This window comes from Paractinoplanes abujensis (assembly GCF_014204895.1).
In the GTDB taxonomy this organism is placed as follows: Bacteria; Actinomycetota; Actinomycetes; order Mycobacteriales; family Micromonosporaceae; genus Actinoplanes; species Actinoplanes abujensis.
Window position 1 is genome coordinate 1,026,510 of sequence record NZ_JACHMF010000001.1, and the last position, 26,302, is coordinate 1,052,811.

Annotated in this window: 26 protein-coding genes; 12 read left to right on the forward strand and 14 right to left on the reverse strand. The window is 70.4% G+C overall.

The window, feature by feature from the left end; translation table 11 throughout:
* Positions 1 to 48: 48 nt before the first annotated feature.
* On the forward strand, positions 49 to 537 hold the full coding sequence (locus BKA14_RS04090; protein ID WP_184956539.1) for a GNAT family N-acetyltransferase: 489 nt from the start codon (positions 49 to 51) through the stop codon (positions 535 to 537).
* On the opposite strand, the gene BKA14_RS04095 is transcribed toward BKA14_RS04090, so the two are convergent.
* Positions 515 to 1,279, reverse strand: coding sequence for a TIGR02452 family protein (locus tag BKA14_RS04095; protein ID WP_308441153.1), 765 nt, complete (start codon positions 1,277 to 1,279; stop codon positions 515 to 517). The genes BKA14_RS04090 and BKA14_RS04095 overlap by 23 nt on opposite strands.
* 29 nt (positions 1,280 to 1,308) lie before the next feature.
* Positions 1,309 to 2,214 (reverse strand): AraC family transcriptional regulator, encoded by a 906-nt coding sequence (locus BKA14_RS04100; protein ID WP_184949596.1) that lies wholly within the window; start codon positions 2,212 to 2,214, stop codon positions 1,309 to 1,311.
* A gap of 59 nt (positions 2,215 to 2,273) precedes the next feature.
* Here BKA14_RS04100 and BKA14_RS04105 point away from each other — a divergent pair, with 59 nt between their 5' ends.
* Entirely contained in the window at positions 2,274 to 3,140 is an 867-nt protein-coding gene (locus tag BKA14_RS04105; protein WP_184949597.1) for an SDR family NAD(P)-dependent oxidoreductase, read from the forward strand.
* Here BKA14_RS04105 and BKA14_RS04110 read toward each other — a convergent pair.
* Together BKA14_RS04110 and glgA are read right to left on the reverse strand one after the other, a co-directional pair.
* Entirely contained in the window at positions 3,127 to 4,743 is a 1,617-nt protein-coding gene (locus tag BKA14_RS04110) for a glycoside hydrolase family 10-like protein (RefSeq protein WP_184949598.1), read from the reverse strand. The genes BKA14_RS04105 and BKA14_RS04110 overlap by 14 nt on opposite strands.
* A gap of 20 nt (positions 4,744 to 4,763) precedes the next feature.
* Positions 4,764 to 5,963 carry a glycogen synthase gene (gene glgA / locus BKA14_RS04115; RefSeq protein WP_239092505.1) on the reverse strand — a complete coding sequence of 400 codons (1,200 nt, stop codon included), beginning with the start codon at positions 5,961 to 5,963 and terminating at the stop codon, positions 4,764 to 4,766.
* A gap of 135 nt (positions 5,964 to 6,098) precedes the next feature.
* Here glgA and glgC point away from each other — a divergent pair, with 135 nt between their 5' ends.
* Positions 6,099 to 7,331: a glucose-1-phosphate adenylyltransferase gene (gene glgC / locus BKA14_RS04120; RefSeq protein ID WP_184949599.1), complete on the forward strand. Its 1,233-nt coding sequence runs from the start codon at positions 6,099 to 6,101 to the stop codon at positions 7,329 to 7,331.
* 38 nt (positions 7,332 to 7,369) lie between these two features.
* Here glgC and BKA14_RS04125 read toward each other — a convergent pair whose 3' ends face one another.
* The 5 genes from BKA14_RS04125 to BKA14_RS04145 all read right to left on the reverse strand — a co-directional run bounded on the left by BKA14_RS04125 (position 7,370) and on the right by BKA14_RS04145 (position 11,457).
* The gene (locus BKA14_RS04125; RefSeq protein WP_184949600.1) at positions 7,370 to 8,368 is read right to left on the reverse strand and encodes an AraC family transcriptional regulator; all 999 of its coding nucleotides are present in this window, start codon (positions 8,366 to 8,368) and stop codon (positions 7,370 to 7,372) included.
* 37 nt (positions 8,369 to 8,405) lie between these two features.
* Positions 8,406 to 8,771, reverse strand: a complete 366-nt coding sequence (locus tag BKA14_RS04130; protein WP_184949601.1) for a phospholipase — start codon at positions 8,769 to 8,771, stop codon at positions 8,406 to 8,408.
* Positions 8,768 to 10,162: a DUF4331 domain-containing protein gene (locus BKA14_RS04135; RefSeq protein WP_184949602.1), complete on the reverse strand. Its 1,395-nt coding sequence runs from the start codon at positions 10,160 to 10,162 to the stop codon at positions 8,768 to 8,770. The genes BKA14_RS04130 and BKA14_RS04135 overlap by 4 nt, the downstream gene beginning before the upstream one ends.
* Positions 10,163 to 10,176: 14 nt before the next feature.
* Positions 10,177 to 10,416 (reverse strand): hypothetical protein, encoded by a 240-nt coding sequence (locus BKA14_RS04140; RefSeq protein ID WP_239092504.1) that lies wholly within the window; start codon positions 10,414 to 10,416, stop codon positions 10,177 to 10,179.
* A gap of 120 nt (positions 10,417 to 10,536) precedes the next feature.
* A complete protein-coding gene (locus BKA14_RS04145; RefSeq protein ID WP_184949604.1) occupies positions 10,537 to 11,457 on the reverse strand; it encodes a lytic polysaccharide monooxygenase in 921 nt (306 codons plus the stop codon).
* Between the two features lie 108 nt (positions 11,458 to 11,565).
* On the opposite strand from BKA14_RS04145, the gene BKA14_RS04150 reads away from it, so the two are divergent.
* Positions 11,566 to 11,934 (forward strand): FKBP-type peptidyl-prolyl cis-trans isomerase, encoded by a 369-nt coding sequence (locus BKA14_RS04150; RefSeq protein ID WP_184949605.1) that lies wholly within the window; start codon positions 11,566 to 11,568, stop codon positions 11,932 to 11,934.
* Positions 11,935 to 12,012: 78 nt separating this feature from the next.
* On the forward strand, positions 12,013 to 12,846 hold the full coding sequence (locus tag BKA14_RS04155) for a helix-turn-helix domain-containing protein (protein WP_184949606.1): 834 nt from the start codon (positions 12,013 to 12,015) through the stop codon (positions 12,844 to 12,846).
* Positions 12,847 to 12,896: 50 nt separating this feature from the next.
* Here BKA14_RS04155 and BKA14_RS04160 read toward each other — a convergent pair whose 3' ends face one another.
* The 4 genes from BKA14_RS04160 to BKA14_RS04175 form a co-directional block, all read right to left on the reverse strand.
* Positions 12,897 to 13,271, reverse strand: coding sequence for a DUF6010 family protein (locus BKA14_RS04160; protein WP_184949607.1), 375 nt, complete (start codon positions 13,269 to 13,271; stop codon positions 12,897 to 12,899).
* Between the two features lie 75 nt (positions 13,272 to 13,346).
* Complete coding sequence (locus BKA14_RS04165; protein WP_184949608.1) at positions 13,347 to 13,718, reverse strand: VOC family protein; 372 nt, start codon at positions 13,716 to 13,718, stop codon at positions 13,347 to 13,349.
* Between the two features lie 62 nt (positions 13,719 to 13,780).
* Positions 13,781 to 13,939 carry a hypothetical protein gene (locus BKA14_RS04170; protein ID WP_184949609.1) on the reverse strand — a complete coding sequence of 53 codons (159 nt, stop codon included), beginning with the start codon at positions 13,937 to 13,939 and terminating at the stop codon, positions 13,781 to 13,783.
* Positions 13,936 to 14,814: a hypothetical protein gene (locus BKA14_RS04175; RefSeq protein ID WP_184949610.1), complete on the reverse strand. Its 879-nt coding sequence runs from the start codon at positions 14,812 to 14,814 to the stop codon at positions 13,936 to 13,938. The genes BKA14_RS04170 and BKA14_RS04175 overlap by 4 nt, the downstream gene beginning before the upstream one ends.
* 132 nt (positions 14,815 to 14,946) lie before the next feature.
* Between BKA14_RS04175 and BKA14_RS04180 the strand changes: the two genes are divergently transcribed.
* The 6 genes from BKA14_RS04180 (at position 14,947) to BKA14_RS04205 (ending at position 20,914) form a co-directional block, all read left to right on the forward strand.
* Positions 14,947 to 17,499, forward strand: coding sequence for a PEP/pyruvate-binding domain-containing protein (locus tag BKA14_RS04180; RefSeq protein ID WP_184949611.1), 2,553 nt, complete (start codon positions 14,947 to 14,949; stop codon positions 17,497 to 17,499).
* Positions 17,496 to 18,104 carry a hypothetical protein gene (locus BKA14_RS04185; protein ID WP_184949612.1) on the forward strand — a complete coding sequence of 203 codons (609 nt, stop codon included), beginning with the start codon at positions 17,496 to 17,498 and terminating at the stop codon, positions 18,102 to 18,104. Before BKA14_RS04180 ends, BKA14_RS04185 begins: the two co-directional genes overlap by 4 nt.
* Positions 18,105 to 18,114: 10 nt before the next feature.
* Positions 18,115 to 18,684, forward strand: a complete 570-nt coding sequence (locus tag BKA14_RS04190) for a TetR/AcrR family transcriptional regulator (protein WP_184949613.1) — start codon at positions 18,115 to 18,117, stop codon at positions 18,682 to 18,684.
* A gap of 37 nt (positions 18,685 to 18,721) precedes the next feature.
* Positions 18,722 to 19,045, forward strand: a complete 324-nt coding sequence (locus BKA14_RS04195; RefSeq protein WP_184956542.1) for a PadR family transcriptional regulator — start codon at positions 18,722 to 18,724, stop codon at positions 19,043 to 19,045.
* On the forward strand, positions 19,045 to 20,115 hold the full coding sequence (locus tag BKA14_RS04200) for a hypothetical protein (RefSeq protein ID WP_184949614.1): 1,071 nt from the start codon (positions 19,045 to 19,047) through the stop codon (positions 20,113 to 20,115). Before BKA14_RS04195 ends, BKA14_RS04200 begins: the two co-directional genes overlap by 1 nt.
* Before the next feature lie 79 nt (positions 20,116 to 20,194).
* On the forward strand, positions 20,195 to 20,914 hold the full coding sequence (locus BKA14_RS04205; RefSeq protein ID WP_184957294.1) for a hypothetical protein: 720 nt from the start codon (positions 20,195 to 20,197) through the stop codon (positions 20,912 to 20,914).
* Positions 20,915 to 22,072: 1,158 nt separating this feature from the next.
* Here the strand turns inward: BKA14_RS04205 and BKA14_RS04210 are convergent.
* Positions 22,073 to 22,969 (reverse strand): helix-turn-helix transcriptional regulator, encoded by an 897-nt coding sequence (locus BKA14_RS04210; protein ID WP_184949615.1) that lies wholly within the window; start codon positions 22,967 to 22,969, stop codon positions 22,073 to 22,075.
* 233 nt (positions 22,970 to 23,202) lie between these two features.
* On the opposite strand from BKA14_RS04210, the gene BKA14_RS04215 reads away from it, so the two are divergent.
* Positions 23,203 to 26,301: a family 78 glycoside hydrolase catalytic domain gene (locus BKA14_RS04215; protein WP_260416392.1), complete on the forward strand. Its 3,099-nt coding sequence runs from the start codon at positions 23,203 to 23,205 to the stop codon at positions 26,299 to 26,301.
* The last annotated feature ends 1 nt before the right edge of the window (position 26,302 follow it).

Below are 26,302 nucleotides of genomic sequence, written 5' to 3' on the forward strand. Positions count from 1 at the left end.
TGAGAAAATTACCCACCGCGACGGAGAAGACTGGGTATCGTGCGCATCGTGCTGATCCGGCAGTTCACCGAGTCCGACTGGCCGCAGGTGTGGGAGATCGTGCGGGCGGTGGTCCGCGCCGCCGACACGTTCACCTATGACCCTGCGCTGACCGAGCAGCAGGCCCGCGCGATCTGGCTCGAGGCGCCGCCGGGCGAGACGGTGGTCGCGGTCGACGGCGACGAGGTGCTGGGCACGGCCAAGGTCGGCCCCAACAAGCCCGGCCCGGGCTCGCATGTGGCCACCGCCAGTTTCATGGTCGCCCCGGTCAGCCGGGGCCGGGGCGTGGGCACGGCGCTGTGCCGGTTCGCTCTCGAGTGGGCCAAGCAGCACGGGTACGCGGGCATGCAGTTCAACGCCGTGGCCGAGTCCAACAAGTCGGCCGTCGCGATCTACGAGCGTCTCGGCTTCTCCGTCGTGGGCACGGTCCCCGGCGCCTTCGCCCACCCCGTCGAGGGTCGCGTGGGTCTGCACATCATGTACGCAGACTTGAGCTGAAGGCGGCGCGCATCCGGTCCGGGCCGTACACCGCGAACACCACTTCGTCGAACCACGCGCACTCGCGCAGCACCCGCGCGAAGATGTCGGCCACGACGGCCGGGTCGTTGCCGAAGACGCCGCACCCCCAGGCGCCCAGCACGAGCCGCCGGTGACCGTGGGCGGCGGCGATCGCGAGGATCCGCGCGGCCCGTCTTTCGAGCACGGTGGGCACACCGGGCGCCAGCGACGGTTGCTGCCGCACGATCTCGGTCAGGTTGGGCGCGGCCGCGGTGAGGAACGAGACCTCGTACGCCTGGTCGAGCAGTTCGCCGTCGTCGTCGCGGAACACCGGCACGCCCGGGGAGTAGATCACCCGGTCGCTGTAGCTCAGGTCTTTGTGCGCACGGTGGTAGGAGTAGAAGTCGCCCGCCGCCCGGAGGCAGGGGTAGAGCGCCGAACTGCGCGCGATGCTTTCCTCCTGCGCTTCCCGGCCGTTGAGGAAGCCGCCGCCCGGGCTGCGGGCCGACGCGAAGACCAGCGCCGCCACGTCACCGCCGAGCCGGCGCGCCGCGGCCAGGGTCGTCTCGCCGGTCACGGTGATGGCAGCCGTCCGCGGGCCGGGCGGAGGCGGCAGCGGGGTGTCCGGGAGGTAGAGCCGGGTCCCCGCCACCGCGCGCTCCACGCCGGGATAGTCGCCGCGCTCGGTGATGGCCACGGTCTCGTGGGCGATCTCGCGTAGCCGGATGCTCATCGACTTCATGCGTCGAGTATCCCGGCTGGACCGTGCGCTCATGGGGTGCGGGAAGCGCGGTAGGCCCGCGGCGACAACCCGGTCAGGCGCTTGAACGCGTTGCTCAGCGCGCTCTCCGAGCCGTACCCCACCGATCGCGCGATCGCCGCCACGGTGCCGTCGTCGCGGCGCAGCCGGGCCGCCGCCAGTTCGATCCGCCAGCGGGTCAGGTATTCGAGCGGCCCCTGCCCGACGACGCGGCGGAAGCGGGCGGCCATGGTCGAGCGGGACACCGACGCGCGCGACGCCAGTTCGGCCACCGTCCACGCGTACGCGGGCTCGCCGTGCAGCAGCCGCAGCGCCGGGCCGACCACCGGGTCGGCCAGCCCGGCCAGCCACCCGGAGTCCGGCGGGGCCAGCGACACGTGCAGGCGCAGCACGTGGATCAGCATGACCAGCGCCAGATGTTCGGCCACCAGGGCCGCCCCGAGCGGACGCTCCCGCATCTCGGTCTCGATCTGTTCGAGCGCCCACCGCACCGTGGCCGCCGACGGGCTGGCCCCCGGCACGTGCACGACCGGCGGCAGCGCGTCGAGCAGCAGCTCCCGGGCCCGCTCGCCGAAGTCGAAGCGCCCGCCGAGCAGGAACACGTCGTCGCCCGTGCCGGCCCGGCCGGTGCCCCCGGCGAAGATCACTGCGGCCGGGATCGTGGGCCACGTCAGGTCGCTGGCCAGCGTGAACGCCACCGGCCGGGTCAGCAGGAAGCAGTCGCCGGGGTTGAGCTCGTAGGTCACGTCCGCCACCAGCAGCAGGCACCGTCCCCGCCGTACGGCATTGAACTTGACCGCGGGCGTGGGCGCGAACGACACCGCCCAGTCGCCACCCGCGACCAGTCCGGCGGAGAAGCTGCTGCTCGCGCCGACGAGGGCCAGCACGTCTTCGAGGGGATCGGCGTGGACGCTCACGCAACTATCTTGGACCCTGAACCATTCACAGTCCAACGACGGTGACGCATTCTCGAGTCATGACACGGATCCGCACTCCCTTCACCGCCGAGTCCACCGCCGCCGAGGTGCTGGCCGGCCTCGACCTGACCGGCCGGCGCATCCTGATCACGGGCGGCACGTCCGGTCTGGGCCGCGCCGCCGCGACAGCGCTGCGCGAGCGGGGCGCCGAGGTCGTCACCCCCGTACGAGGGGAACTTGATCTTGCTGATATGGACTCGGTGGAAGCGTTCTCGACGGACGAGCTCGACGTGATCATCGCCAACGCCGGCGTCATGGCCGTTCCGGAGCGCCGCCTCACCAAGATCGGCTGGGAGTCGCAGCTGGCGATCAACTTCCTCGGCCACTTCCGGCTGATCAGCAAGGCTGCCCTGAAGCCGGAGGCCCGGATCGTCATGGTGAGCTCCGGAGCCCAGCTGCGGGCGGGCGTCGACTTCGACGACCTGCACTTCGAGAGCCGCCCGTACGACCCCTGGGTCGCCTACAGCCAGTCGAAGGCGGCCGAGGTGCTGCTCGCGGTCGCGCTCGGCCGCCACCGGCCCGGTGTCACGGCCAACGCCATGACGCCCGGCCGCATCCACACCAACCTGCAGCGTCACCTCGACCCCGCGACCATGCGGGCGATGGGCGCGATGGACGACGACGGCAACCTGATCCACGCCGAGGGCTTCAAGACACCCGAGCAGGGTGCCGCCGGCGAGGTCCTGCTGGCCGTGTCGCCGCTGCTCGAGGGCGTCACCGGGCGTTACTTCGACGAGGACAACCAGGAGGCCGCGGTGGTGCCGGGCGGCCCCGAGCCGTCGACCGGCGTGGCCGAGTGGTCGGTCGACCCCGCCGCCGCCGACCGGCTGTGGGAGCTCGCCGAAGAGGCCGTCAGGACGCGGTGAGCGGTGTGCTGATCGGCCCCTCGTTGCCGGAACGGTCAAGACCGCTGAGGCAGTACGTCACCGGGCCCGCGGGCGGCGCCGGGTCGACCACCTCGATGCCGGCCCGGCCGGTGGCCACCAGGGCGGCCGAGTCGCCCGCGACCCGATAGAGGGCCCAGCTCGTCGCGTCGTCGGTGGTGGCCTGGAACCGGATGCCCTTGTCGAAGCGGGCGGCCGAGGCCAGCCGGGGTGCGGGCGGGGCCGCGACGGGCAGCCGGGCCATGCGGGGCAGCAGCGCCGGCGAGGCGTAGTGCTTGTCGCGATAGCGGGTGACCGCCCCGAGCCGGTCGGCCCGGATCTGCTTGGCGCTGAAGTGCACCTGACCTTGCACGCCGAACTTGTCGTTCAGGACCATCTGGCGGTCGAGCATGGCCGGATCGCTCCAGTCACCCTCCTCGCCGATGCGGTAGTCGGCCAGGCCGATGTAGAGCTGCACCTGCGTGCCCTTGGTGAGCTTGGTCCACCAGGGCAGCAGCTTGGCGTAATCGGCCTTGTCGAAGCCGATCGTCCAGTACAGCTGGGGCACGATGTAGTCGAGCCAGCCCCGCTGCACCCATTTGCGGGTGTCGGCGAAGATCGCGTCGTACGCTTCCAGGCCCTTGCTCTGCGAACCGTCGGGGTCGGTGGCGTAGTTGCGCCAGATGCCGAACGGGCTGATCCCGAACTTGACCCACGGCTTGAGCGCCTTGATCCGCTCGTCCATCTCGCGGACCAGGGTGTCCACGTTGTCCCGCCGCCACTGCGCCCGCGGCTTGCCGCCGCCGTACTTGGCGTAGCTGGCGTCGTCGGGGAAGTCGCCCCCGGCCGGGTAGGGGTAGAAGAAGTCGTCGAAGTGCACGCCGTCGACGTCGTACTTCTGCACCGCCTCGAGCATGGAGTCCTCGACGAACTTGCGGGCGGCCGGGATGCCCGGGTCGAAGTAGAGCCGGGCCGTGCTCTGGCCGGCCGGGTGCGCGACGGCCCACTCCCGATGCTTGATCAGCGGGTGGTTGGGGGCGAGCTTGGCGAAGTCGGCGCCGGGGCCGGCCGGACCGGGCTGGGTGCCCCGATACGGGTTGAACCAGGCGTGGAACTCCAGATTGCGGGCGTGCGCTTCCTTGATCATGTAGTCCATCGGGTCCCAGCCGGGCGACTTGCCGTCGCGCTTGCCGGTCAGCCATTCCGACCAGGGCGCGTACGCCGAAGGCCAGAACGCGTCACCGCTGGGCCGCACATGCACGAAGATCGCGTTGTGCCGCTGCGCCACGGCCAGGTCGAGCCAGCGCTGATACTCCGCCTTGACCTGCGCCTGCGACAGCCCTCTGCGGCTCGGGAAGTCGATGTTGTTGACCGTGGTCAGCCACATGCCGCGCAGCTCGCGGGCCGCCTTCACCGGCACCGTGCCGCACTTGCCGGGGGTGCCCGGAGCGGGCGCCGAGGAGGCCGACGGCCAGGGCGCGCCGGCCGCCGCGGTGGGCTTGTAGGTGGCCGCCCGCAGCAACCCCAGGCCGAGGACCGCCGTCGCGAACAGCACCGAGGCGAGGGCGAGGGTCAGCTTCACGGGTGGGCGGGGGAGGCGGAGCATGGGACCAGTGTGCCCTGTTGTCAGAGAACGGTCCGATACACCGCCAGGGTCTCCTCGGCGATCCGGGCCCAGCTGAACTTCTCGACCGCGCGGCGACGCCCGGCCAGCCCCAGCTCACGGGCGCGGGCCGGGTCCTGCACGAGCTCGGTCATCGCGGCGGCCAGGTCGGCCACGAACTTGTCGGGGTCGACCGGCGTGCCCGTGCCGTCCTGCAGCTGCTCGATCGGCACCAGCAGACCGGTCTCGCCGTCGGCCACCACCTCGGGGATCCCGCCGGTGGCCGTGGCCACCACTGCCGTCTCGCAGGCCATCGCCTCCAGGTTGACGATGCCCATGGGCTCGTAGATCGAGGGGCAGACGAACACCGTGGCGTGCGTGAGCACCTGCACGACCTCGTGCTTGGGCAGCATCTCCTGCACCCAGATCACGCCGCGCTCGTCGCGGGCCGCGCGCAGCTCGTCGGCCAGCCCTTCGACCTCGGCCGCGATCTCCTTGGTGTCGGGCGCCCCGGCCAGCAGCACGATCTGCGTCTCGGCGGGCAGCGAGCGGCAGGCTCGCAGCAGGTAGGGCAGGCCCTTCTGGCGGGTGATCCGGCCGACGAAGACGACGCTGGGCCGATTGAGGTCGATGCCCAGCCGCTCGATCACGTCGGTGCCCGGGTTAGGCGCGTAGATCGAGGTGTCGATGCCGTTGTAGACGACCTGGATCTTGTCCGGGTCGACCGAGGGGTAGGCGGTGATGACGTCCCGCTTCATGCCGCCGGAGACGGCGATGACCGCGTCGGCGTTCTCGATGGCCACCCGCTCGCAGAACGACGACAGCGCGTAACCGCCGCCCAGCTGCTCGGCCTTCCACGGCCGCAGCGGTTCCAGACTGTGCGTGGTGACGACGTGCGGCACCCCGTGCAGCAGCTTGGCCGTGTGCCCGGCGAAGTTCGCGTACCAGGTGTGGCTGTGCACGATGTCGGTGCCCCGGGCGCCCGCGGCGATCTCGAGGTCGACCCCCATCGTGCGCAGCGCGGCGTTCGCCCCGGCCAGCCCGGCGGGCTCGGGATACGCCGTCACGCCGGGCTCGTCGCGGGGTGCGCCGAAGCAGTGCACCCGCACGTCGGCCAGGTTGCGCAGATCGCGCGTCAGATACTCCAGATGGACGCCGGCGCCGCCGTACACCTCCGGCGGATATTCGCGGGAAATGAGGTCAACGCGCAATCTCTGGGCCACGTCCGCAGCCTAATCCCTGAACCGAACTCTCGCGCTCGGGGACCAAGATCAGTTACCCTGTGCGTCGCCGGGAAGCCCACGGCGAGTTCCCTTCTTCGGCTGGCGCTCCGGCTGGCGGAAAGTTAGCGTCCTTCCATGGCTGTCAAGGTGCTTGCGATCGTTCTGGCCGGTGGTGAAGGTAAGCGCCTCATGCCCCTGACGGCGGACCGGGCCAAACCCGGGGTCCCCTTCGGCGGCATCTACCGCATGATCGATTTCGTGCTGTCGAATCTGGCCAACGGCGGATTCCTCAAAATGGTGGTGCTGACCCAATACAAGTCGCACTCGCTGGACCGGCACATCTCCAAGACGTGGCGCATGTCGACCCTGCTCGGCAACTACGTCACCCCCGTCCCCGCGCAGCAGCGGCTCGGCCCCCGCTGGTTCGCCGGCTCGGCCGACGCCATCTGGCAGAGCCTCAACCTGATCAACGACGAGAAGCCGGACTACGTGATCGTGTTCGGCGCCGACCACATCTACCGCATGGACCCGAGGCAGATGGTCAACGACCACATCGCCTCGGGGGCCTCCGTCACGGTGGCCGGCATCCGGCAGCCCAAGTCGATGTCCGACCAGTTCGGCGTCATCGACGTGGCCGAGGACGGCAAGCGCATCCGGGCCTTCCGTGAGAAGCCGAAAGAGGTCGACGGGCTGCCCGGCTCGCCCGACGAGATCTACGCGTCGATGGGCAACTACATCTTCACGACCCGCGCGCTGATCGACGCCGTCTCCACCGACGCGCAGGACCCCGACAGCAAGCACGACATGGGCGGCAACATCATCCCCATGCTGGTCGAGCGGGGCGAGGCCAACGTCTACGACTTCCGCGACAACGAGGTGCCGGGAAGCCACGACCGCGACCGCGGCTACTGGCGCGACGTGGGCACGCTGGACTCGTTCTACGAGGCCCACATGGACCTCATCGCGACCGAGCCGATCTTCAACCTCTACAACCACGACTGGCCGATCTTCACCAACTACGGCTCGTGGCCGCCCGCGAAGTTCGTGCACGGCTACGACGACCGGCAGGGCCGCGCGATCGAGTCGATGATCTCGCCCGGGGTCGTGGTGTCGGGCTCGCTCGTCGAGCGCTCGGTCATCTCGCCCAACGTGCGGGTCAACTCGTGGGCCCACGTCGAGGGCTCGGTGCTGATGGAGGGCGTGTCGGTCGGCCGGCGCGCGATCATCCGCAACGCGATCATCGACAAGAACGTGGTCATCCCCGAGGGCGCGCAGATCGGCGTCGACCTCGACCGCGACCGCAAGCTCTACACCGTGTCGGACGGGGGAGTGGTCGTCATCGGCAAGGGGCAGAAAGTCGAACTGTGACTCCGGTTCGGGGCTGCGGATGGCGAGTCGAGCTTCAGCTATTTGCGGTCCCGCAGGGTCTGCGACGGGGACTCGCCGTACCGGTCCCGATAGGCCCCGGCGAACCGTCCGAGGTGCGTGAACCCCCAGCGGTACGCCACCTCGGACACGTTCACCTGCCACGGGTCGGAGCGGGACAGTTCGGCGTGCACCCCGTCGAGGCGTACTCGGCGCAGATACGTCAGCGGTGACATGCCGACGTGCTGCCGGAACGACTCCTGCAACACGCGCACGCCCACCCCGGCGATCGAGGCGAGATCGGTGGCGGTGAACGGCCGCCACGGCTCGGCGTGCATGGCGTCCAAGGTCCGTTTCACCGTACGGGGACGGTTGGGGCCCTGCATGCCCGCGGGCTCCTCGCCGTACGGGTGCTCGACGGTCAGGGCCAGGCCGCTGACCACCATGTCGCGCCACCGGGTGGCCATGCGCGGCTGCGACGAGAGCCCGTCACCGCGGCGCAGCTCGCCGAAGAGCAGGCGCACCAGGGCGACCCACGTCCGGCCCGGGGCGTCGATCACGTTGAAACTGTCGCCCAGCAGCAGCGGCGTCACCACCTGCTGATCGAGGGCGGCGTCGAGCTCACGCTCCAGGGCACCCCGGTCGACCTTGACGCTGAGCAGCCGGCAGTCACCCGGCCAGTCCAGGCTGATGTCGCCGACGGGCCGGTAGACCGCGGCCCGTGTCTCGTCGGCCAGCACGGTCGTGCCTCGATGCCGGGAGCGCAACATGCCGGTCAGCGGCGCGAGCACGTGATAGGACGTCTCGAGATCGGCGATCGCGACGTGGATGTCGCAGCCGTAACTGATCTCGCCCACCGTGATCGGGCCCAGCGACACGACGTCCCCTCGGAAGGCGAACCCGGACCGGTCACCGACCGGGTTCACCTCGAGGGGACCGTAGAACATGCGACGGCAGAACGCCCTGGCCTCGTCCACATCGGTGGTGGCGAGCGAGAAGTGGGCGGACGCGTCCGGTCGGGTCTGCAGGCCGCCAGCCATGGCGTCCAGACTAGACCCCAACGGGCGCGGGCACCTTCTAGCCGACGGCGGCAGTCACCGGCCAGGTGAAATCGGCGACGCCGCCGCTGGGGACATCGACTTCGCCGATCGGCGTGACCGGGTTGTCCCACACCGTGTAACGGCCCTCGGGCAGACTGTCGAGCACGACGCTGTAGCAGACGCCGCCCCACACGTAGCGGGCGCGGACGGCCGCGTGCGTGCGCCGGGCCGGGTCGTCGACCGGGCTGACCTCGATCTCGCGGCCGTGCATCCGGCCCGGCGTGTTGATGATCAGCGCGCCGATGCCGTTGCCGATGTTGAGCATCACCGTGCCCTGGCCCGACGGGGTCATGCTGTGCCAGGAGTGCCCGGTGGTCTCGTGCGTGTGCGTGTGGGTGCTCATGAGGGGTTGCCGAATCCGTCGAAGGGGGTGCCGAGGTAGGGGAACTTCTTGAGCAGGCCGGCGCTGGCGTCCTTGATGCTCAGGCCCTGCTCGACCAGCGCGGCCGCGGCGTCCGGCTCGAAGTCCTTCTCCACCAGCGGCAGCGTCACCCCGGCGATGGCCCGGATCGAGATCGACACCACGTCGTCGGCGATGCGCCGCCCGTTCGGGAAACCGGCCAGGTCGCCGCCGACCACACCGAACTTGTTCGGCTCCTTCGACGGCGGGATCGCGGTGTTGAGCCGCAGCATGTCGGCCTGCACCTCGCCCGTGTTGTTCTGGAAGTTCTCGATGATCCCGTCGGGGATGCCGGTGAGCAGGATCGCGACCAGGTCGGCGCGCGCCTTGCCGGTCTTGTCGCGCGCCGCCAAGTTGTCGAACAGGCCCGGATAGAGCACCGGCAACAGCGTCTGCAACTCGGGCTTCTCGACGAACTGGGCGAACCGCTTGTCCTCCGCGGGGGACAGGCTGTTCCACTTGTCCTTCTCCGCCATCGGCACGATGACCTCGTTGAACAGCGGGTTGCCGAGACGCGAGACCTGCACCTGCGGGCCGACCACGACGTCGTCGTTCCGCTTGTCGCCGTTGCGCACCTGCACCTGCCGGCGGCTGGCCGAGGTCCACACGCCGATCACGGCCTCGGGGTCACGCCCGCGCACCTTCTTCTTGCCGTCCCGCCGTACGGCACTCAGGGGCACCTGGATCGCGATGCTGTGCACGTTGAGCTTGTCGGTGGCGTTGACGGCCTTGCCCGCGTAGTTGAACAGCGTCTGCCCGACCAGGTGCTTGTCCTGGAAGGGCCGCAGCGTGCCCAGGTCGAAGATGGCGCCCAGGTCGACGAAGAACGCGTCGGCGCGCTGACCGGCGAAGACCTTCTCCCCGGTCTTCAGTTTGGCCACGGCGTCGGCGGCCAGACCGTCGTAGTCCGGGATCGACAGCTTGCCGACGTTGCACGGCGGGCAGGGCACCTTCTTGGCCAGCACGGTGCTCTTGCCGTACGCGTCGACCTTGGTCACCGAGTAGAACTGGCGCCGGTTCCAGTTCTCGCTGTCAAGGGCGTCGATCGGGCCGGTGTTGTAGAGGAACGTCTTGTCGTTGCGCAGCTCGGTGCGGAACCGGAACTGATACGTCAGGTCGGGGCGCGCGTCCCCGTTCGAGTCGATGTGGATCTCGTAGAGCACGTCGTCGCCGAACTCGAAGAAGTTCGGGCCGCTCGAGGGGAGCTGCAGCGGGACGTAGTTCGCGATGATCGTCACGGTGTCCGGGGCATCCGGGCTGACGAACGCGTACAGGTCGGAGCTGTCGGCGACCGGGTCCTTGCTGATCTCGGGAGCTTCGCGGTGCGATGACACGGTGTTGTCTCCCCTCAGGCCTTGGCCGACTTGAGCAGCTTGGCGGCGAGTTTCTTGTCGGTGAGCGTGCTCTTGGAGCCGCCGACGAACACGTCGAACGTGCCCTTCTCGGCGTCGCGCAGCGACAGGACCAGCGGGCCGGCGCCCTTCGGCGTCTCGTCGTTCTCGCCGGCCAGGCTCAGCCCGGCCACGCCGGCCACGGAGACGCCCACACCGGCGGTGGCGGCGATCGCCAGGACACGGCGGCGGTTCACGCCTCGCTGACCGTAACGAACTCGGCTCATCTCGGCCTTTCCTGAATCCTTGGGGGGAGGCTGGGAAAATGCTGTGTGCGATGTCGACGCCCATCAGTACGAGACGTCAGCCGTTACGGTTCAACGGTTTTCGCGTCGTCTGCGGAGAAATGCTCCGGTGCCTGCCCACGCAACAGTGACGAAACCAACCAGTAGCGCTCCGGCGACGATCCAGTGACCCAGCGTCACTTTGCTGGTGTCGTTCTTCTGGATGCTCACCGGGTTGAGGGCGGCCGGGGGCGCCTCGCTCGTCTCCGGCCCGGCCTCGGCAGTCGGTCGTGTCGTCGGTGTCGTCGGTCCTGTCGTCGGTCCTGTTGTCGGCTTCCGCGAGGGCGGTTGCGTCACCTTGGCCGCTTTTGTGACCGAGGGCTGAGCCGCCACCTTCTCCGGGAAGACGAGATCCGAGCACGAGTAATACGTGTCCGGGGTCTTCGACGTCTCCCAGACGATGTAGAGCATGTGCCGCCCGGTGCGCTCGGGCAGAGTCGCTTCGAGCCGGTACGCCCCGTCGTCGAGATCAGGGTCGGTGACCGTCGCGAGCGGCTTGCTGCCCAGGTCGTCCCAGGTGAGACGCTGCCCCGGATCGTACGAGGGCTTGGTCAGGAAAACCCGGAACTCGCCCGCGTGCGGAATCGTCGCCCGATAGTTGATCTTCAAGGTCTGGCCCGAAGTGACCTTGGTGGCCGGGAAGTCGTCACGGGCCAGATCGAGACCCTGGAAGTCGGCCAGCCCGCCGCTGCACAGCTTGCCGTCCGGCACGACCTGCCGATCCTTGCCGCCCACGTTCGCGATGCGCAAGTTGTCGAAGGTGCCGAACCCGCCCCCGTTGGCCTTGCGGGCCGCCTTGCAGGCCGCGCTGCCGGTCTCCTCGCCGCCGGCGGCGCAGGCCGCGGTGCGGCTGATCGGCGTCGTGGGAGCCCCGTGAGCATGCGCCGCCGTGGGGCTCAGCGCCGTGGCGGCGGCCACCGCGAGCGCTCCGGCGGCCAGGTGATCGATTCTCACGTCCCCGTAGTACGCAGAACACGCCTGAGTCGTTCAGCACGTCGGCGACCGAGTGTGACCGGCGCTGTGATTGCATGGGGCTCGACTGTCAAAGAATGGAGTTTCCCCATGGACAAGCCCGACGTCGGCCCGATCGAGGGCGCGCCCCCGGCCGACCTCGTCATCGAGGACATCACCGTCGGCGAGGGGCCCGAAGCGACGCCCGGTCAGTACGTCAACGTTCACTACGTGGGCGTGTCGCACTCGACCGGCCGTGAGTTCGACGCCTCCTACAACCGTGGCGAGCCCTTCGCCTTCCCGCTCGGCGGCGGTCAGGTCATCGCCGGCTGGGACCAGGGCGTGGCCGGCATGAAGGTCGGCGGTCGCCGCCGGCTCACCATTCCGCCGCACCTGGGCTACGGCGCGCAGGGCGCCGGCGGTGTGATCAAGCCGAACGAGACCCTGATCTTCGTGGTGGATCTCCTCGGCGTGCAGTGACGACGTCGCGTGGCGCCGCTTCCGGGCGGCGCCACGCCCGCTGTGCCGGACGGTCATCCGGCGCTCTACCATGGCGCGGTGCCCGGACCCACGCTGAGCCGCCGACGCCTCGGGGCGGAGCTGAAGCGGTGCCGTGAGGCCGCCGGGCTGACCCAGGAACAGGTGTCCCAGCGCTTCGAGTGGCACGCCGCCAAGGTCACCCGGATCGAGACGGCCCGGGTCACCGTCACCCCGCGCGACGTCAAAGACCTGCTCTCCCTGTACGGGGTGAGCGACCGCAGCTACGGCGACGCGCTGCTCGCCCTGGCCCGTTCGGCCCGGCAACGTGCCTGGTGGTCGGAGTATCGCGACCTGGTGCAGCCCGACTCGTACGTGAGCCTCGAGTCGGAGGCGGCGGCCGTGCTGACCTGGGAGCCCATGCTTTTCCCGGGTCTGCTGCAGACCGAGCCGTACATGCGGGCGGTGCTGGCCATGACCCGCTCGGCGGCCCGGGTCGACCGCGCGGTGGCCCTGCGCCTGGCCCGGCAGCGCCGCCTCACCGGTGACCGCCCCCTGCAGATGGTGGCCCTGCTGGACGAGTCGGTGATCCACCGCCAGATCGGCGGCCGGGCCGTCCGCGACGACCAGTTGCGTCACGTGCTGGCCCTGTCGGAGCGGCCCAACGTGACGGTTCGCCTCTTCCCGTACGGCCACTGCGCGCTGCGCATGTCCACCACGATCCTGCAGTTCGACCAGGCGGACGAGCTCAACGTCGTCTTCGTCGAGGGCCTGCGCCCCACCAACCAGCTGCTCAAACAGCCGGCCGAGGTCACCCGCTACCGCAGCCTGTTCGACGAGGTGGCCGCCCAGTCCCTGGACCCGGAGGCCACCCGCAAGACCATCGAGGCCGAGCTGGCCGGCGGTCCGCGCTAGGCCTCGGAACCCCGGACTGACCGGCGGTCCGCGATCAGCCGGGTCCGGGCTTACCTGACCACCGAGCGGCCGCCGGTGAAGCACCACAGGGCGATCACCGGGTCGCAGATGGCGCAGCCGAACGACGAGTCGTGCAACGACGGGATCAGCGGAGCGCCGCGCCGGTGGTGCAGGATGTCCCACGCCGTGTGCAGGAGCCAGCCGGCCCCGATGAACGTCCACGAGCGCAGGCCCAGGTACGCCACCGCGACCATGACCGCGGCGAACGCCAGTTCCCCCAGCCCGAACTCGCCCCCGCTGATGTAGGTGCCGCCCGCGCCCGCGATGAGCAGCGCGTTGAAGCGTTGCCGGTGGGGCTCGGAAATCAGGCTGTTGACGACGATGAAGACCAGGGCGATGACCACCGGCATGACGTATCGGAGCATGCGCACGACCGTAGAAGCGCCACCGTCACCGCAGAAGAACCTCGATTGCCAGATGCCGACGGATTCCGGCCAGGCTCATCCGTTGGGGCGGGACTCCATGGCCTGCAACGACCAGCTGTTGCCGTCCGGGTCGCGGAAATACACGAAGCTGCCCCACGGCTGCTTGTCGACGTCGCTGACCTCGATGCCGGCCTCGACCAGGCGGGCCCGCGCGGCCTCGGCGTCGGCGATCACGCACTGGATCTCCTGCGTGCCCGGTGTCTTCTCGGTGATGCCGTCGCCGATCACGATCGAGCAGGCCGACCCGGGCGGCGTCAGTTGCACGAACCGCAGCCCCTCCTGCACGCGATGGTCGTGATCGGCGTTGAAGCCCACCTTCTCGTAGAACGCCTTGGCCCGGTCCACATCGGTCACCGGGACGGGAATCAGCTCGATCTTCATGTCCATACGCTCAGCCTAGGATCGATTCAGGCCACTTCCCGTCCGCAATACGGGCCCGTTCCCGTCGATCAGGGAAGGTTGCGGCGCGGGTCGCGTGGAGCGGTCTGGGTGGGGCGGCAGCCCTGACGGGCCGGAACGGGCTCGGCCCGCCCCGGCCCGCGATCGATTCCGTCGTCCCCCGCGACCGCGTCGCGGCCGGAATCGAACGGCTCTCCGAGAGGAGTCATCGGTTCCCCTTGAACTCCGCGCAACCCTTCTCGTCGGGCAGCAGCGGCCGGAAGTTGATCAGGTATTTCTGGTCGCCGGCGGTCCACGGGGTCATCTGGTTGGCCTTCCTGGCCGCGGTCATCACCTTGTCGAGGTCGGCGCCGGTCACGACCACGCAGCCGATCTTGATCGCGGGGTTGACGTAGTCGCCGGGCAGTGCCGGACCGGGCCACGCGGCGTCGGCCTGCGCGGGCTCGCCGCCGCTCTGCTTGGTCCACGGGCGGGCCAGCACGGCCAGCGACGTCGGCTCGTACGGCTTCGAGGCCGTGTAGCCGTCGCCCGAGGCGAGATCCTGCAGCTTCTTGACGTAGGCGGCCAGCGTGGCCCGGGCCTTCTGCTGCGCGTCGGTCAGCAGCGGGTCCTTGACCTGGGCCTCGTTGAGGGCGACCACGTTGACCGATTGGACGCCCTGGTCGGTGGTCACGGTGACCCGGGTGGTCGGCGCGTCGGCGACATTGGGCCGGCCGAAGTCGGTGCCGGGCTTGACCCCCGCGGCCGAGGCCTCCTGGACGATCTGCTGGACCTGGGCGGCGTCGAACGTCAGCACCTGCAGGTTGGGCAGCGCCGGGCCGGGATAGATGGCCGGGACCGGGCCCTCGGTGATCACCCGCCCGTCGGCGTAGATGCTGAGCGCGGGCAGGGTGCCGATGGTTCTGTCGGGCGGCACGAAACCGCCGAAGGACTCCACGCGTGCCACGAGACCGTCGCCGCTGGGGGAGGCGCTCTCGGGGGAACTGGACACGGGAGCGCCGGCGTCGGTGCCGGGCTGCGCGCAGGCAGCGAGCAGGAAAAGGGGAACGGCGGCGGCGATCAGGGTGCCGCGGAGACGAGTCATGTCCGGTTTGACGATCCGGCTCCGCCCGTGGTTCCGGCTCTGTCACGAATTGAGGCGATGATTTTACGTTGCAGTCGTATTGTAAAGCGGCTATCTTTACGGTGCAGTCGTATTGCCAACCGGGGAGGGCCGATGCCGATCGTGGACCTGCGGGACGTCACCGCCGACATGCTGAGCGAGGCCGGAGGCAAGGCGGTCGGCCTGGGCGCACTGATCCGAGCCGGCGAGCACGTGCCACCCGGCTTCTGCGTGACAACCGGCCCGCTCGACCGCGATCACATACTTTCCGCGTACGAGGCCCTGGGCGCCGGCTTGGTGGCGGTGCGCTCGAGCGCGGCGGTGGAGGACGCCCCCGACGCCAGCTACGCCGGAATGTTCGACACCGTCCTCGACGTGCGGGGCCCCGACGAACTGCTGGCCGCAATCGAGCACTGCCGCAATTCCGCCACCACCGCGCGAGCCACCGCATACGCGAACAACACCGGCCCGCAAGCACCGGCCCCCCGCAACCTCCCTGCAGCAACCGGGACAACCCCTGGGTCCGCACCGCCCGAGCCGCTCACCGGGATGGCGTCGGCCGGGCGCAGCACCGGGGCCGCGCCGGGCGAGCCGAGTGCCGGGGCCGGGTGGCGTGTCGCGGCGGAGCCGAGCGGGGCAGTGGGGCGGGGCGTCACAGCGGACCCGGGCGGGTCGGACGTCGGGGCGGGCGGGACTGTCATAGGCGTCGTCGTGCAGCGGATGGTCGCCGCGGAGACTGCCGGCGTGCTGTTCACGGCCGATCCGGTCACCGGCAACCGCACCGAGATGCTGGTGGAGTCGGCGGCCAGCGGTGAGGCGGTTGTCGGCGGGACGACCGAGGTGGATCGGCGCGTGCTCGACGACGGCGACCGGTTGCGCCGGCTGGGCGAACGACTCCAAACGCTCTTCGGCACGCCGCAGGACGTCGAGTGGGCGAGCGACAAGGACGGCGAGCTGTGGATCCTGCAGTCGCGGCCGATCACCACGCTGTTCGCCCAGCCGCCCCGGACGGACGGCCCGCCGCGCGTCTATCTCGAGTTCGGCCACGTGCAGGGCATGCTGCAGCCGGTCACCCCGATGGGCCTGGACACGCTGAAAGATCTGGTGAAGGCCATGCTTGTGCCGCTCGGTCTGCGCGTCGAGATCACCGGCATCGGCGGCCGGCTCTACGGCGACATGAGCGACCTCGTACGGGACCCGGTCGCCCGCCGCCGCTTGATCCCGCTCATGGCGGTCGACTTCGGCCCGCGCGCCCAGGCGGTGATGCGACACGTGCTCGACGACCCCCGCTTCGCCCCGCACCGGCGGCGAACGCACAAACGCGCACAGTCGAGCAAAGGTGCGCAGTCGAGTGGTAGTGCGCGGAAAGTGGCGGACAAGCGATCGGGGCGGAGGGTGCCGCCGGTGGCGCGGGCGGTGCGTGGGGTGCTCGGGGCGCTGGTCGATCCGGACAAGGCTCGTGTGCGGTTGCTGGCTGAAGTTGAGCGGATCCGGCTCGGGACGCGGGACGGCGGGCGGGTGTTGAGCGCTGCTGAGCGGTTGCGGCTGGTGCGCGAGCACGACGATCAGGGGCACGGGGCGGACGCGATCGTTTGGCCGATCGTGGCGGGGATGGTGGCCAGTGCGTTGCCGCCGCGGTTGCTGGGAGGTGTGGCGCGGCCGGGGGAGATTCATGCGGTGCTGGGTGGGATGCCGCACAACGTGACGATCGAGATGGACCTCGCGTTGTGGTCGGTGGCCCGTACGGCAACCAACGCCGACGATGCTGATCTGACGGAGTTTCTGCGCACGTACGGGCATCGGGCTGCGGCCGAGGTGGATCTGGGGGTGCCGCGGTGGGCGGAGGATCCGGCGCCGGTGCGGGCGGCGCTGGGCAACCTGATGCGGGTGACCGATCCCGAGCAGGCGCCCGACGTGCGGTTCGCCCGGGCCGCCGAGCGGGCTGAGGCCACCCTGGGTGAGCTGGCTGTGCGGGCTCGGCGGCGCCGGCCCGTACGGGGAAGGCTCGCGATCTTTCTGCTCGGGCGGGCGCGGCGGCTGGCCGGGCTGCGCGAGGCCGGAAAGTTCGCGGGGCTTTACCGGCTCGCCGAGATGCGCCGGCACCTGCTCGCGGCCGGGGCCGATCTGGTGGCGTCCGGGCAGCTCAACCGGGCCGACGACATCATGTTCCTGACGCTGGACGAGGCGGATGCGGGCGCGGGCGGCACGTCGAGCAGGTTGCGGGAGCTGGTGGCGGAGCGTCGTGCCTGGTACGAGCGCGAGTGCCGGCGTCGATCCGTGCCGGTCGCGCTGTTCTCCGACGGCACCGACGTCGAAACCGTGATCACGACGCCCGGGACTCCCGGCGCGCTCACCGGCGTCGGCGCTTCGGCGGGGCGGGCCACTGGTCCCGTACGGGTCGTGCACGATCCGGCCACGGCCCGCCTCGAACCGGGGGAAGTGCTGGTCACGGCGACCACCGACCCGGGGTGGACACCGCTGTTCCTCTCGGCGGCCGCGCTCGTCACCGAGACGGGGGCGGTGATGGCGCACGGGCCCACGGTCGCCCGCGAATACGGCCTGCCCGCGGTCATCTGCGTGCCCGGCGCCACGACCCGCCTGCGTACGGGGCAGATCGTCACGGTCGACGCGGCGGCCGGCACCGTCACTGTTCAGGAGGCACGATGAGTATCCTTCGGCGCGCCGCGGCTGCGGAGGCCGCTACCTGGCGCAACCTGGCGTTGTGGGTGACGCGCCGGCCGGTCGATCGGCACGGCGGTCAGGCGTACGGGTATCTCGGGGTCGTCAAGCCGATCCTCGGGGTGTTCCTCGTGCTGTCGATCGTGGAGATCCCGGTCCTCGACCTGATCATCAAACACGTGGTGCCGTGGGGGCCGGCCCGCTGGATCATGCTGGCCATCAGCGTGTGGGGTCTGCTGTGGATGCTCGGTTTCCTCGGCGGCCTGATCCGGCACCCCCACCTGCTCCTCGACGACGGGCTGCGGGTGCGGATGGGCCCCGGCATCGACCTGACCGTGCCGTGGTCGGACATCGAGTCCATCGGCAAGCGCTATCGTTCGATGCCGTCGAGCCGCGCGGTGCAGTTCGAGGAGGGAGCGTTGCACATCGTGGTCGGAAGCCAGACCAGCATCGACGTCCGGCTGCGGCGCCCGCTGACGTTCGACGTGCCGCGAGGCCCGGGGGAGCCGGTTTCCGAACTGCGCCTGTACGCCGACGACGCCGACGGTCTGGTCCGGGTTGCCCGTACGCACCTCGACGCCGTCGCCGCCTGAGCCGCGCGCCATGCCGAAGATCGTCGACCACGACGCCCGCCGCCGCCTGATCGCCGACGCGCTCATGAAGGTAGCCGCCGACCAGGGACTGGAGGCCGTGAGCCTGCGCCACGTGGCCGCGGCGGCCGGCGTCTCGGTGGGGATGGTGCAGCACTACTTCCACACCAAGGACGAGATGATGGCGTTCGCGCTGGCCGCCGTGGCCGACCGCGCCGAATCCCGGATCCGCACCGCGGTGACGTCGCTGGGTGATTCTCCGCCCCCGCGGCTGCTGCTGCGCACGATGATCGCGGCCCTGCTGCCGCTTTCCGGCGCCGCGCGCGACGACGGCCGGGTGGCGCTGGCCTTCCTGGCCTATGCCGCCGTACGTCCCCAAGCCGGGCAGGGCCTGCGCCCGGGCACGGCGCAACTGGTCGACTTCATCGCCGGACTGCTGCCCGACCCGCACGGCACGCCCGCCGCGACGGCGCTGCTCGCGCTGATGGAGGGTCTGGGAGTTTACCTGCTGGGCGGCCAGCTGACCCCCGACCAGGCTCTGGCGGCGCTCGACGCCCAGCTCGACGTGCTGTTCTTGCCATAGGTTGATCATTTACCTATGCTTCCGCATCATGAAAGCGATGCGGGAGCCGACCTTTCTCATCCTGACCGCGCTGGCCGAGGGGCCACGGCACGGCTACGGGATCATCCAGGAGGTCGGCGCGGTCTCCGGTGGGCGGGTCAAACTGCTGACCGGCACGCTCTACACCGCGCTGGAACGCCTCGCCGCCGAAGGGCTGGTCGTGCTCGACCGTGAAGAACTGGTCGACGGGCGGGGGCGCCGGTACTTCCGGCTCACCTCCGACGGGCTTACCGCGTTACGGGCGGAAACCGTGCGCCTGCGCGATCTCGCGGCCGCCGCCGAGAAGCGTCTGGGCGTGGCAATGCGGCCGGGGGTGGCCTGATGCCGTACGGGTGGATGCTCGCCGCCTATCCGAAGGACTACCGCCGGCGGCACGGTGCCGAACTGCTCGAACCGCTGCTCACGGAGAACCGGCGGCCGACGGTTGGGGAGATGGCGAACCTGGCGATCCATGGATTGCGGACCCGTCTCGGGCGATCCGCGAGCCGTACGGTCGTGGTCTGGGCGCTCCTCGTGACCGTGATCGGGGGCATGTTCGGCGCGGCGGCCGGTTCGTGGGTGGGCTGGCACACGGGCGGTTCGCTGCCGTCGCCGTCGTGGACCCGGGCTTTGCTGACCGACGTGGCACCCGGCGCCGCGGTGGGTCCGGGCGAGCCGCCGCCGTCGTCGCCGTTCGTGTTCGAAGGCCGCCCGCTGCGCTGGGCGGATACCGACGACCTGCTGCTGGGGCGCGGCGGCGAATACCAGGCGGCGGTTGCTACCGGATGGGCCGGGCTGCCCCGCGGTGCGGACCTGGAGGCGCAGGCCGCGTACGCCGCCAACCGGCTGGCCGCGACCGGCTGGACGGTGCACACTCCGACACGCACGGAAGTGGACGGCTGCGGCTCCGAGAGGTGCCAGCCGTGGAACAACTTCACGGCCGCCCGGGACGACCTGGTGCTGACCCTCGACGTTTACCCGGCCCCCGACGCGCAGGAGGCGACGGTGTCAGTGGCGTTGGAGCGTGTCACCCCGGCCGGGGCCAGGGTCGGCGGCGCGCTCGGCGGACTGGTTGCGGCGGTGGCCGCGTTCCTGGTCTTCGGCTGGGCCAGCCGCCGCACCGGTCGTCCCGGCCATCCGGCCCGCCTCGCCGTGATGTTCCCGTTCGCGGTCGGTCTGCTGCTCTGGTGGGGGCCGGCACTGGCGGCGATCCGGCGGGTGGCTTCGCAAACAGAGGGCTGGCCGCGGGCGAGCGGGCCGCAGCTGTGGGATTGGATCGGGCAACCGGCGTTTCTGCTGTTGTTCGTGGCCGGCACGAGTTTCGCCGCGTTGTCGCTGCTGCTGGCCGCCGTCCCGCCCCACCCCGAGCTGCTCGAAACCGCACCCACGCCCACCTCGGACACCACCGGCTAGGGACCCACCACTTTGTTGATCTGGAAGTGCCCGGCGAGCCTGCGCGAGCTGACGCGCCGCCGTGCCGGAACATCGACCTGTGACGACGACTCTCGCGCGGCAGCCAGTCGATGCTTCACCGACCCTGCACTATTACCTGGTCCACGACCGTATCGGCGAACCGGACAGTTTGCTGGTTGAGGAGTTGCTGCCAGCACCGGACCACTCCTCGGCGGGGCTGGTGAGTGGTGTCCGAAGCCGGCGGGAGAGCAGCTGGCGCGACGGCGCGGACACCAGCCGCAGGTTGCGGCTTGATGCCGCCTTACGGCTCCAGGTAGTCGCTGTTGGCCGAGCGGCAGCAGCGGAGTTCTATCGAAGCGTTTGTGGTGTCGGTCTGCCGGACGAGGCTGCGTTGCGGGCACAGTTCGGTGAACTTCCTGCCCAGCCGCCGCGTCCGCTGCGTCTGAGCGGGCCGGAGGCCGCCCCGGGATTTCGCGAGACGCGGGTTTATAGGATCCTGTTTGTCAATGAGTTGACTCAAGACGGCCTTGATGCGCTCAGCAGCGGGTGGCAAATGCCGGTTGTCGGTGACCTTGTCGATCCCGAGGTTCGGATCCTAGGAGCGGTGCATCGCCAGGTGTCCGGCGATTGCTTCCGCTGGGACCTCCGTCGAGTCGCCGCCGGCGCTGCCTGGGGCCTGGATGTGACCTGCGATCTGGCTGGCGAGCGCGACGAGGCGGTCGGTGTCCTGCTGCGTGGTCTGACGGCGCAGATGCGGCAGCAGGGACTGATTCCCGTCACCGTCGACCGGTTCCGCTGACGCTTCAGCACACCGCGTCCCAACCGTTCGCGCGAACATCGCGAGTCGCATCAGCTACCTCGCTAGGTGTGGTTGGACGGTCGAAGGCCAGCGATTTGTTGATCAGTTCCGGCCCCACCTCGATCGGGTGGATTCGACGCTCACCAGTTTCGGACCCACCTGACCTGGTGGAGCATCGGCAGGTCTGACGGGAGCCCGCTGCTGCCGAAGGTCGACCTGTTCGCGGCGATCCGCCCGCGACTCGGGCGCTGGCATGTCGGTGCGGGCGAGGCCGGCAACTATCAGGTGAGGCGGCGCACGATCCGCGCGGCTTTGCAGTCAGCTCTGCCCCAGCCGCGCGAGCCGACGCCGCCGCGGACGTCGAGGCTGGACGACTTCAAACCGATCGTCGACGCCATCTTGCGCGAACCTCAGCCCGGCGTGTCGGGCCGGAAACACCGCTCCTGGCACAGCCCCGCGGTGACTGCGCAGAGTTGGCGTTGATTGCGCGAAGTTGGCGTCAGCCGCACGGGGATGACGTCGACTGCGCCGGAGTCGGCGTTGGTTGCGCGGGTGTGGGCGTTGGTTGCGCGCGTGTGGGCGTCAATTGCGCGAGTGTTGGCGTTGGTTGCGCGAGTGCTGGCCTTGGCTGCGCGAGTGTGGGCGTTGGTTGCGCGAGTGTGGGCGTTGGTTGCGCGAGTGCTGGCCTTGGCTGCGCGAGTGTGGGCGTTGGCTGCGCGAGTGTGGGCGTCAATTGCGCGAGTGTGGGCGTTGGCTGCGCGAGTGCTGGCCTTGGCTGCGCGAGTGTGGGCGTTGGTCGCGCGAGTCTGGGCGTCAGGTGTGCGTGTCTGCGCGGGGATGGCGTTGGCCGCCGGGGATGGCGTTAGCTGCGCGAGTAAGGGCGTTGGGTGCGCAGAAATCGCGCAGGGTGGCGTTGAATGCGCCTCGTGTGGAGTGCGGTGGCCGACGATCGTGCGGGAGCGGGGTTAGCGCGGTTGGCGATGGCTGTGCGAAGTTGGCGTTCGCTGCGCGGTGGTGGCGTGGGGTGGGCGGTCCCGCGCGAGGGTGGGCGGGGATCGCGCGAGGGTGGGCGGGGCCGCGCGAGGGTGGGCGGGGCCGCGCGAGGGTGGGCGGGGCCGCGCGAGGGTGGGTGGGGGCTGCGGGAGTGCAGCGGGTGGCTCAGGACTTGTGGGCTTGGGTGAAGCGGGTGCGGTATGTCGAGGCGGTCAGGCCGTAGTGGGACTTGAAGCGGCGGGCGAAGTAGTTCTGGTCGGGCCAGCCGACTGACTCGCCGATGCGGTTGATCGGCTGGTCGGTGTGGAGCAGGCGGGCTGCGGCCAGTTCGACGCGGAAGCGGGACAGGTAGGCCATGGGCGGGAGGCCCGTGGCCGCCTTGAACAGGCGGACGAGGTAGCCGGGGGCCAGGTGCAGTTCGGCGGCCAGTTCGGTCAGCGTCCACTGGTGTGCGGGGCGGTCCTCCATCATGTGCATTGCGTCCAGCACCGCGGCGTGGGTGCCGGCTGCGGCGTCGGAGCGTGCGTCGGTGGCGGCGACCACGCGGGCCAGGATGCTCAGGAACAGGGTCAGGCGGCCGACCACGTCGCCGCGGTGGTCGGGGGCCGGCTGGGTGCGGAGTTTTTGCAGGCCGTCCAGGTGTTCCAGGCACGCGGTCAAGGCGTCGCCGGGTAGGTGCGTGGTCAGGATGCCGCGGCGCTGGCCCGCGTACGGGCCGGTCCACAGCAGGTGGCCGAGTTGGGGGTCCTGTCTGGTCCAGGAGAGTTCGCGGCGCAGCAGCTCGGTCGAGAAGCAGCAGTTGTAGAGGTCGAGGTGGTCACAATCCTCGTAGCCGTGCCAGACGCCCGGGCGCAGCAGCATCGCGTCGCCCACGCGGAGTTGCCGGCGGCCGGCCAGGCTGTGGTGGACGCCGGAACCGGACATCACCACGGCTATCTCGACGAAGCTGTGCGTGTGCACCGGATGCAGGCCCTCGTGCAGGTAGTGGCCCGCGTAGGCCAGTGACCCGTCGATGAAGTGCAGCAATGTCCGGGTGTTCTCGACCGGGGGGTCGTCGGTCATGCCTCACCGTAGGCCCTGCCCCGGCCATCACCAAGCTGGGCTGAGCGGTGCTCAGGTGAATTTCGTGCTAGCTCCGGTTCATCTCGGGCTATGTCGTGGGCCACACCGAAACGCAGGATCGGGGACACGGCGAAACGTTCTCGCCACCAAGCCGAAACAAAATGACCGCGTTGGTGCCCCGTCGGTTCTTGAATCGTTTCACGGGCAAAGACGGTAAAAGCAACAGGAGTGACATGCCGGACATTACCGCCCCCCACGCTCTGCGGTTCGACCACCATCACGGCAGCATGATTGGCCTCGGCACGCCCACTCCGCGCATCTCCTGGCAGGTCGCGCGGGCCCCCGAGGGCTACCGTCAGACCCGCTACCAGCTCGAGATCATCCGCGGTGGCAAAACCGAGACCTTCGAGACCGAGTCGGCCGAGCAGGTGCTGGTGCCATGGCCCGCCGCGCCCCTCAAGAGCCGAGAGGCCGCCACCGTACGAGTCCGCGTAGCCAGCGCCGCCGGAGACGCGGCCAGTAGCGCCGCCGGAGACGCGGCCAGTGGCGCCGCCGGAGACGCGGCCAGTGGCGCCGCCGGAGACGCGGCCAGTGGCGCCGCCGGAGACGCGGCCAGTGGCGCCGCCGGAGATGCGGGTGGCAGCGCCGCCGGACACGCGGCCAGTGGCGCTGCCGGAAACGCGGGTGGCAATGCCGCTGGAAACGCGGGTGGCAGCGCCGCCGGAAACGCGGGCAGCGCCGGAAACGCGGGTGGTAGCGCCGCCGACAGCCTGGTCGAGGGCGACGCCGGAACTGGCGAAAGCACTGGCGTGAGCTGGAGCGAGTGGAGCGAGCCGGCGACGGCCGAGGCCGGGCTGCTCGAGCCCGCCGACTGGACGGCCCGCTTCGTCAGCCCCCGCGAGATCGGCGCTTTCGGCCGCCCGGCCCCGATGCTGACCGGCACCTTCCCGCTGGGCAGCGACGTGGTCAAGGCCCGCCTCTACATCACCGCGCACGGTCTCTACGAGGCGAGCCTCAACGGCCAGCGGGTCGGCGACGAGGTGCTCACTCCCGGCTGGACGGCTTACCAGCACCGGCTGCGCTACCAGACGTACGACGTCACCGACCTGGTCACCGCGGGTGAGAACCGGCTGGAGGTCAACCTGGGCAACGGTTGGTGGCGGGGCTACCTGGGCTTCCGCAACCAGCACAGCCTTTACGGCGACCGGCTCGCCGCGCTGGCCCAGCTCGAGGCCGAGACGGCCGACGGCCAGGTGCACACCTTGGCCAGCGACGGGACGTGGACCGCGCGGGAAGGCACCATCGTCGACGACGACCTCTACAACGGACAGCGCGCCGACTTGAGCCGCGAGCTCGGCCCGGAGTCGCCGGTCGACGTGGTCGACGCCGACCTGAGCCTGCTCGTGGCGCCGGACGGCCCGCCGATCCGGGTCACCGACGTTCTGCCCGCCGTCGAGGTTTTCCGGTCGCCGTCCGGCAGGACGCTTGTCGACTTCGGGCAGAACGTGGTCGGCTGGGTCCGCCTGACCGTCCGCGGCGCGCCCGGCAACCACCCGGTCGTGATTCGCCACGCCGAGGTGCTCGAGGACGGCGAGCTGGGTGTTCGTCCGCTGCGCACCGCGCGGGCCACTGACGAGTGGATCGTCGACGGCCCCGACACGGTGATCCTGGAACCGACGTTCACGTTCCACGGTTTCCGGTACGCCGAGGTGACCGGCGTGGGCGACTTGCGGGCCGAGGACATCGAGGCCGTCGTCGTCGGGTCGGACCTGCGCCGTACGGGGTGGTTCGAGAGCGACCACGACCTGCTCAACCGTTTCCACGAGAACGTCGTCTGGGGCATGCGCGGCAATTTCGTGGACGTCCCCACCGACTGCCCGCAACGCGACGAGCGCCTCGGGTGGACCGGTGACATCCAGGTCTTCTCGCCCACCGCCTCGTTCCTGTTCGACTCGGCCGGCTTCCTCACCAACTGGCTCGCCGACCTGGCCGCCGAGCAGCAGAAAGACGGTTCGGTCCCGTACGTGGTGCCGGATGTGTTGCGTCAGCCCGGCCCGGCCACCGCGGCCTGGGGCGACGCCGCCACCATCGTGCCCTGGGTGATCTATCAGCGCACCGGCGACCGCGCCCTGCTGGAGCGTCAGCTGCCCAGCATGCGGGCCTGGGTCGACAAGATGGCCGCGCTGGCCGGCTCGGATCTGCTGTGGGCGGGCGGCTTCCAGTTCGGCGACTGGCTCGACCCGACGGCGCCGCCCGCCGACCCGTTCCGGGCCAAGGCCGACCCTGACGTCATCGCCACCGCCCACCTGGCCCGCTCGGCCCAGGTCGTGGCGCAGGCCGCGCTGGCCGTCGGCGACGGGGACGTGGCCCGCGAGTACGGCGACCTGGCGGGCCGGGTGCGGGAGGCGTTCGCCCGGGAGTACGTGACCGGCGGCGGCCGGGTGCTCAGCGACGCCCCCACCGCGTACGCCTTGGCTCTGCAGTGGGCGTTGCTGCCCACCCCGGAGCAGCGGCAGCAGGCGGGGCAGCGGCTGGCCGACCTCGTACGGGTGGCCGGGTTCAGGATCAGCACCGGTTTCGTCGGCACGCCGCTGATGACCGACGCGCTGGCCGACGCGGGCGAGCCCGAACTGGCGTACCGGCTGCTGCTGCAGACCGGCGTGCCGAGCTGGCTCTACCCGGTGACGATGGGCGCCACCACGGTCTGGGAGCGCTGGGACAGCATGCTCCCGGACGGCTCGATCAACCCGGGCGAGATGACGTCCTTCAACCATTACGCGCTCGGGGCGGTCGCCGACTGGCTGCACCGGCGCGTGGCCGGACTGGCCCCCGCCGAGCCCGGCTACCGGCGCATCGAGGTGCGGCCCCTGCCCACCGGGCAGCTGAACCGGGCCACGGCGCGGCACCTCACCCCGTACGGGGAAGCCTCTGTCACCTGGACGCGGGACGGCGGTCAGCTGCGCCTGGACGTGGTGGTGCCGGTCGGCGCGACCGCGACGGTGCACGTGCCGGGGCGCGCCGAGCCGATCGTCGTGGGCCACGGACGGCACGACTGGACCGTCCAGGACCCGTACGGGCAGGAAGGCGCACGACCCGCCGAGCCCAGCATCCGGCAGCTGATGGACCACAAGCCCAGCTGGGACAAGGTCGTCGCGCTGGCCGCCGAGGCCGGTGTCGCCACTGACGAGGCCGACCTGGCCGGGCGGCTCGAGCGCTACCTGGGCGCCCCCGCAACCGAGCTCGCCGGCGCCGCCACCGCGCACGGCTTCATCCCCGGCGGTGACGTGCTCGCGGCCCGCCTGCAGACCCTCCTCTCCTCCGATCACGAATAAG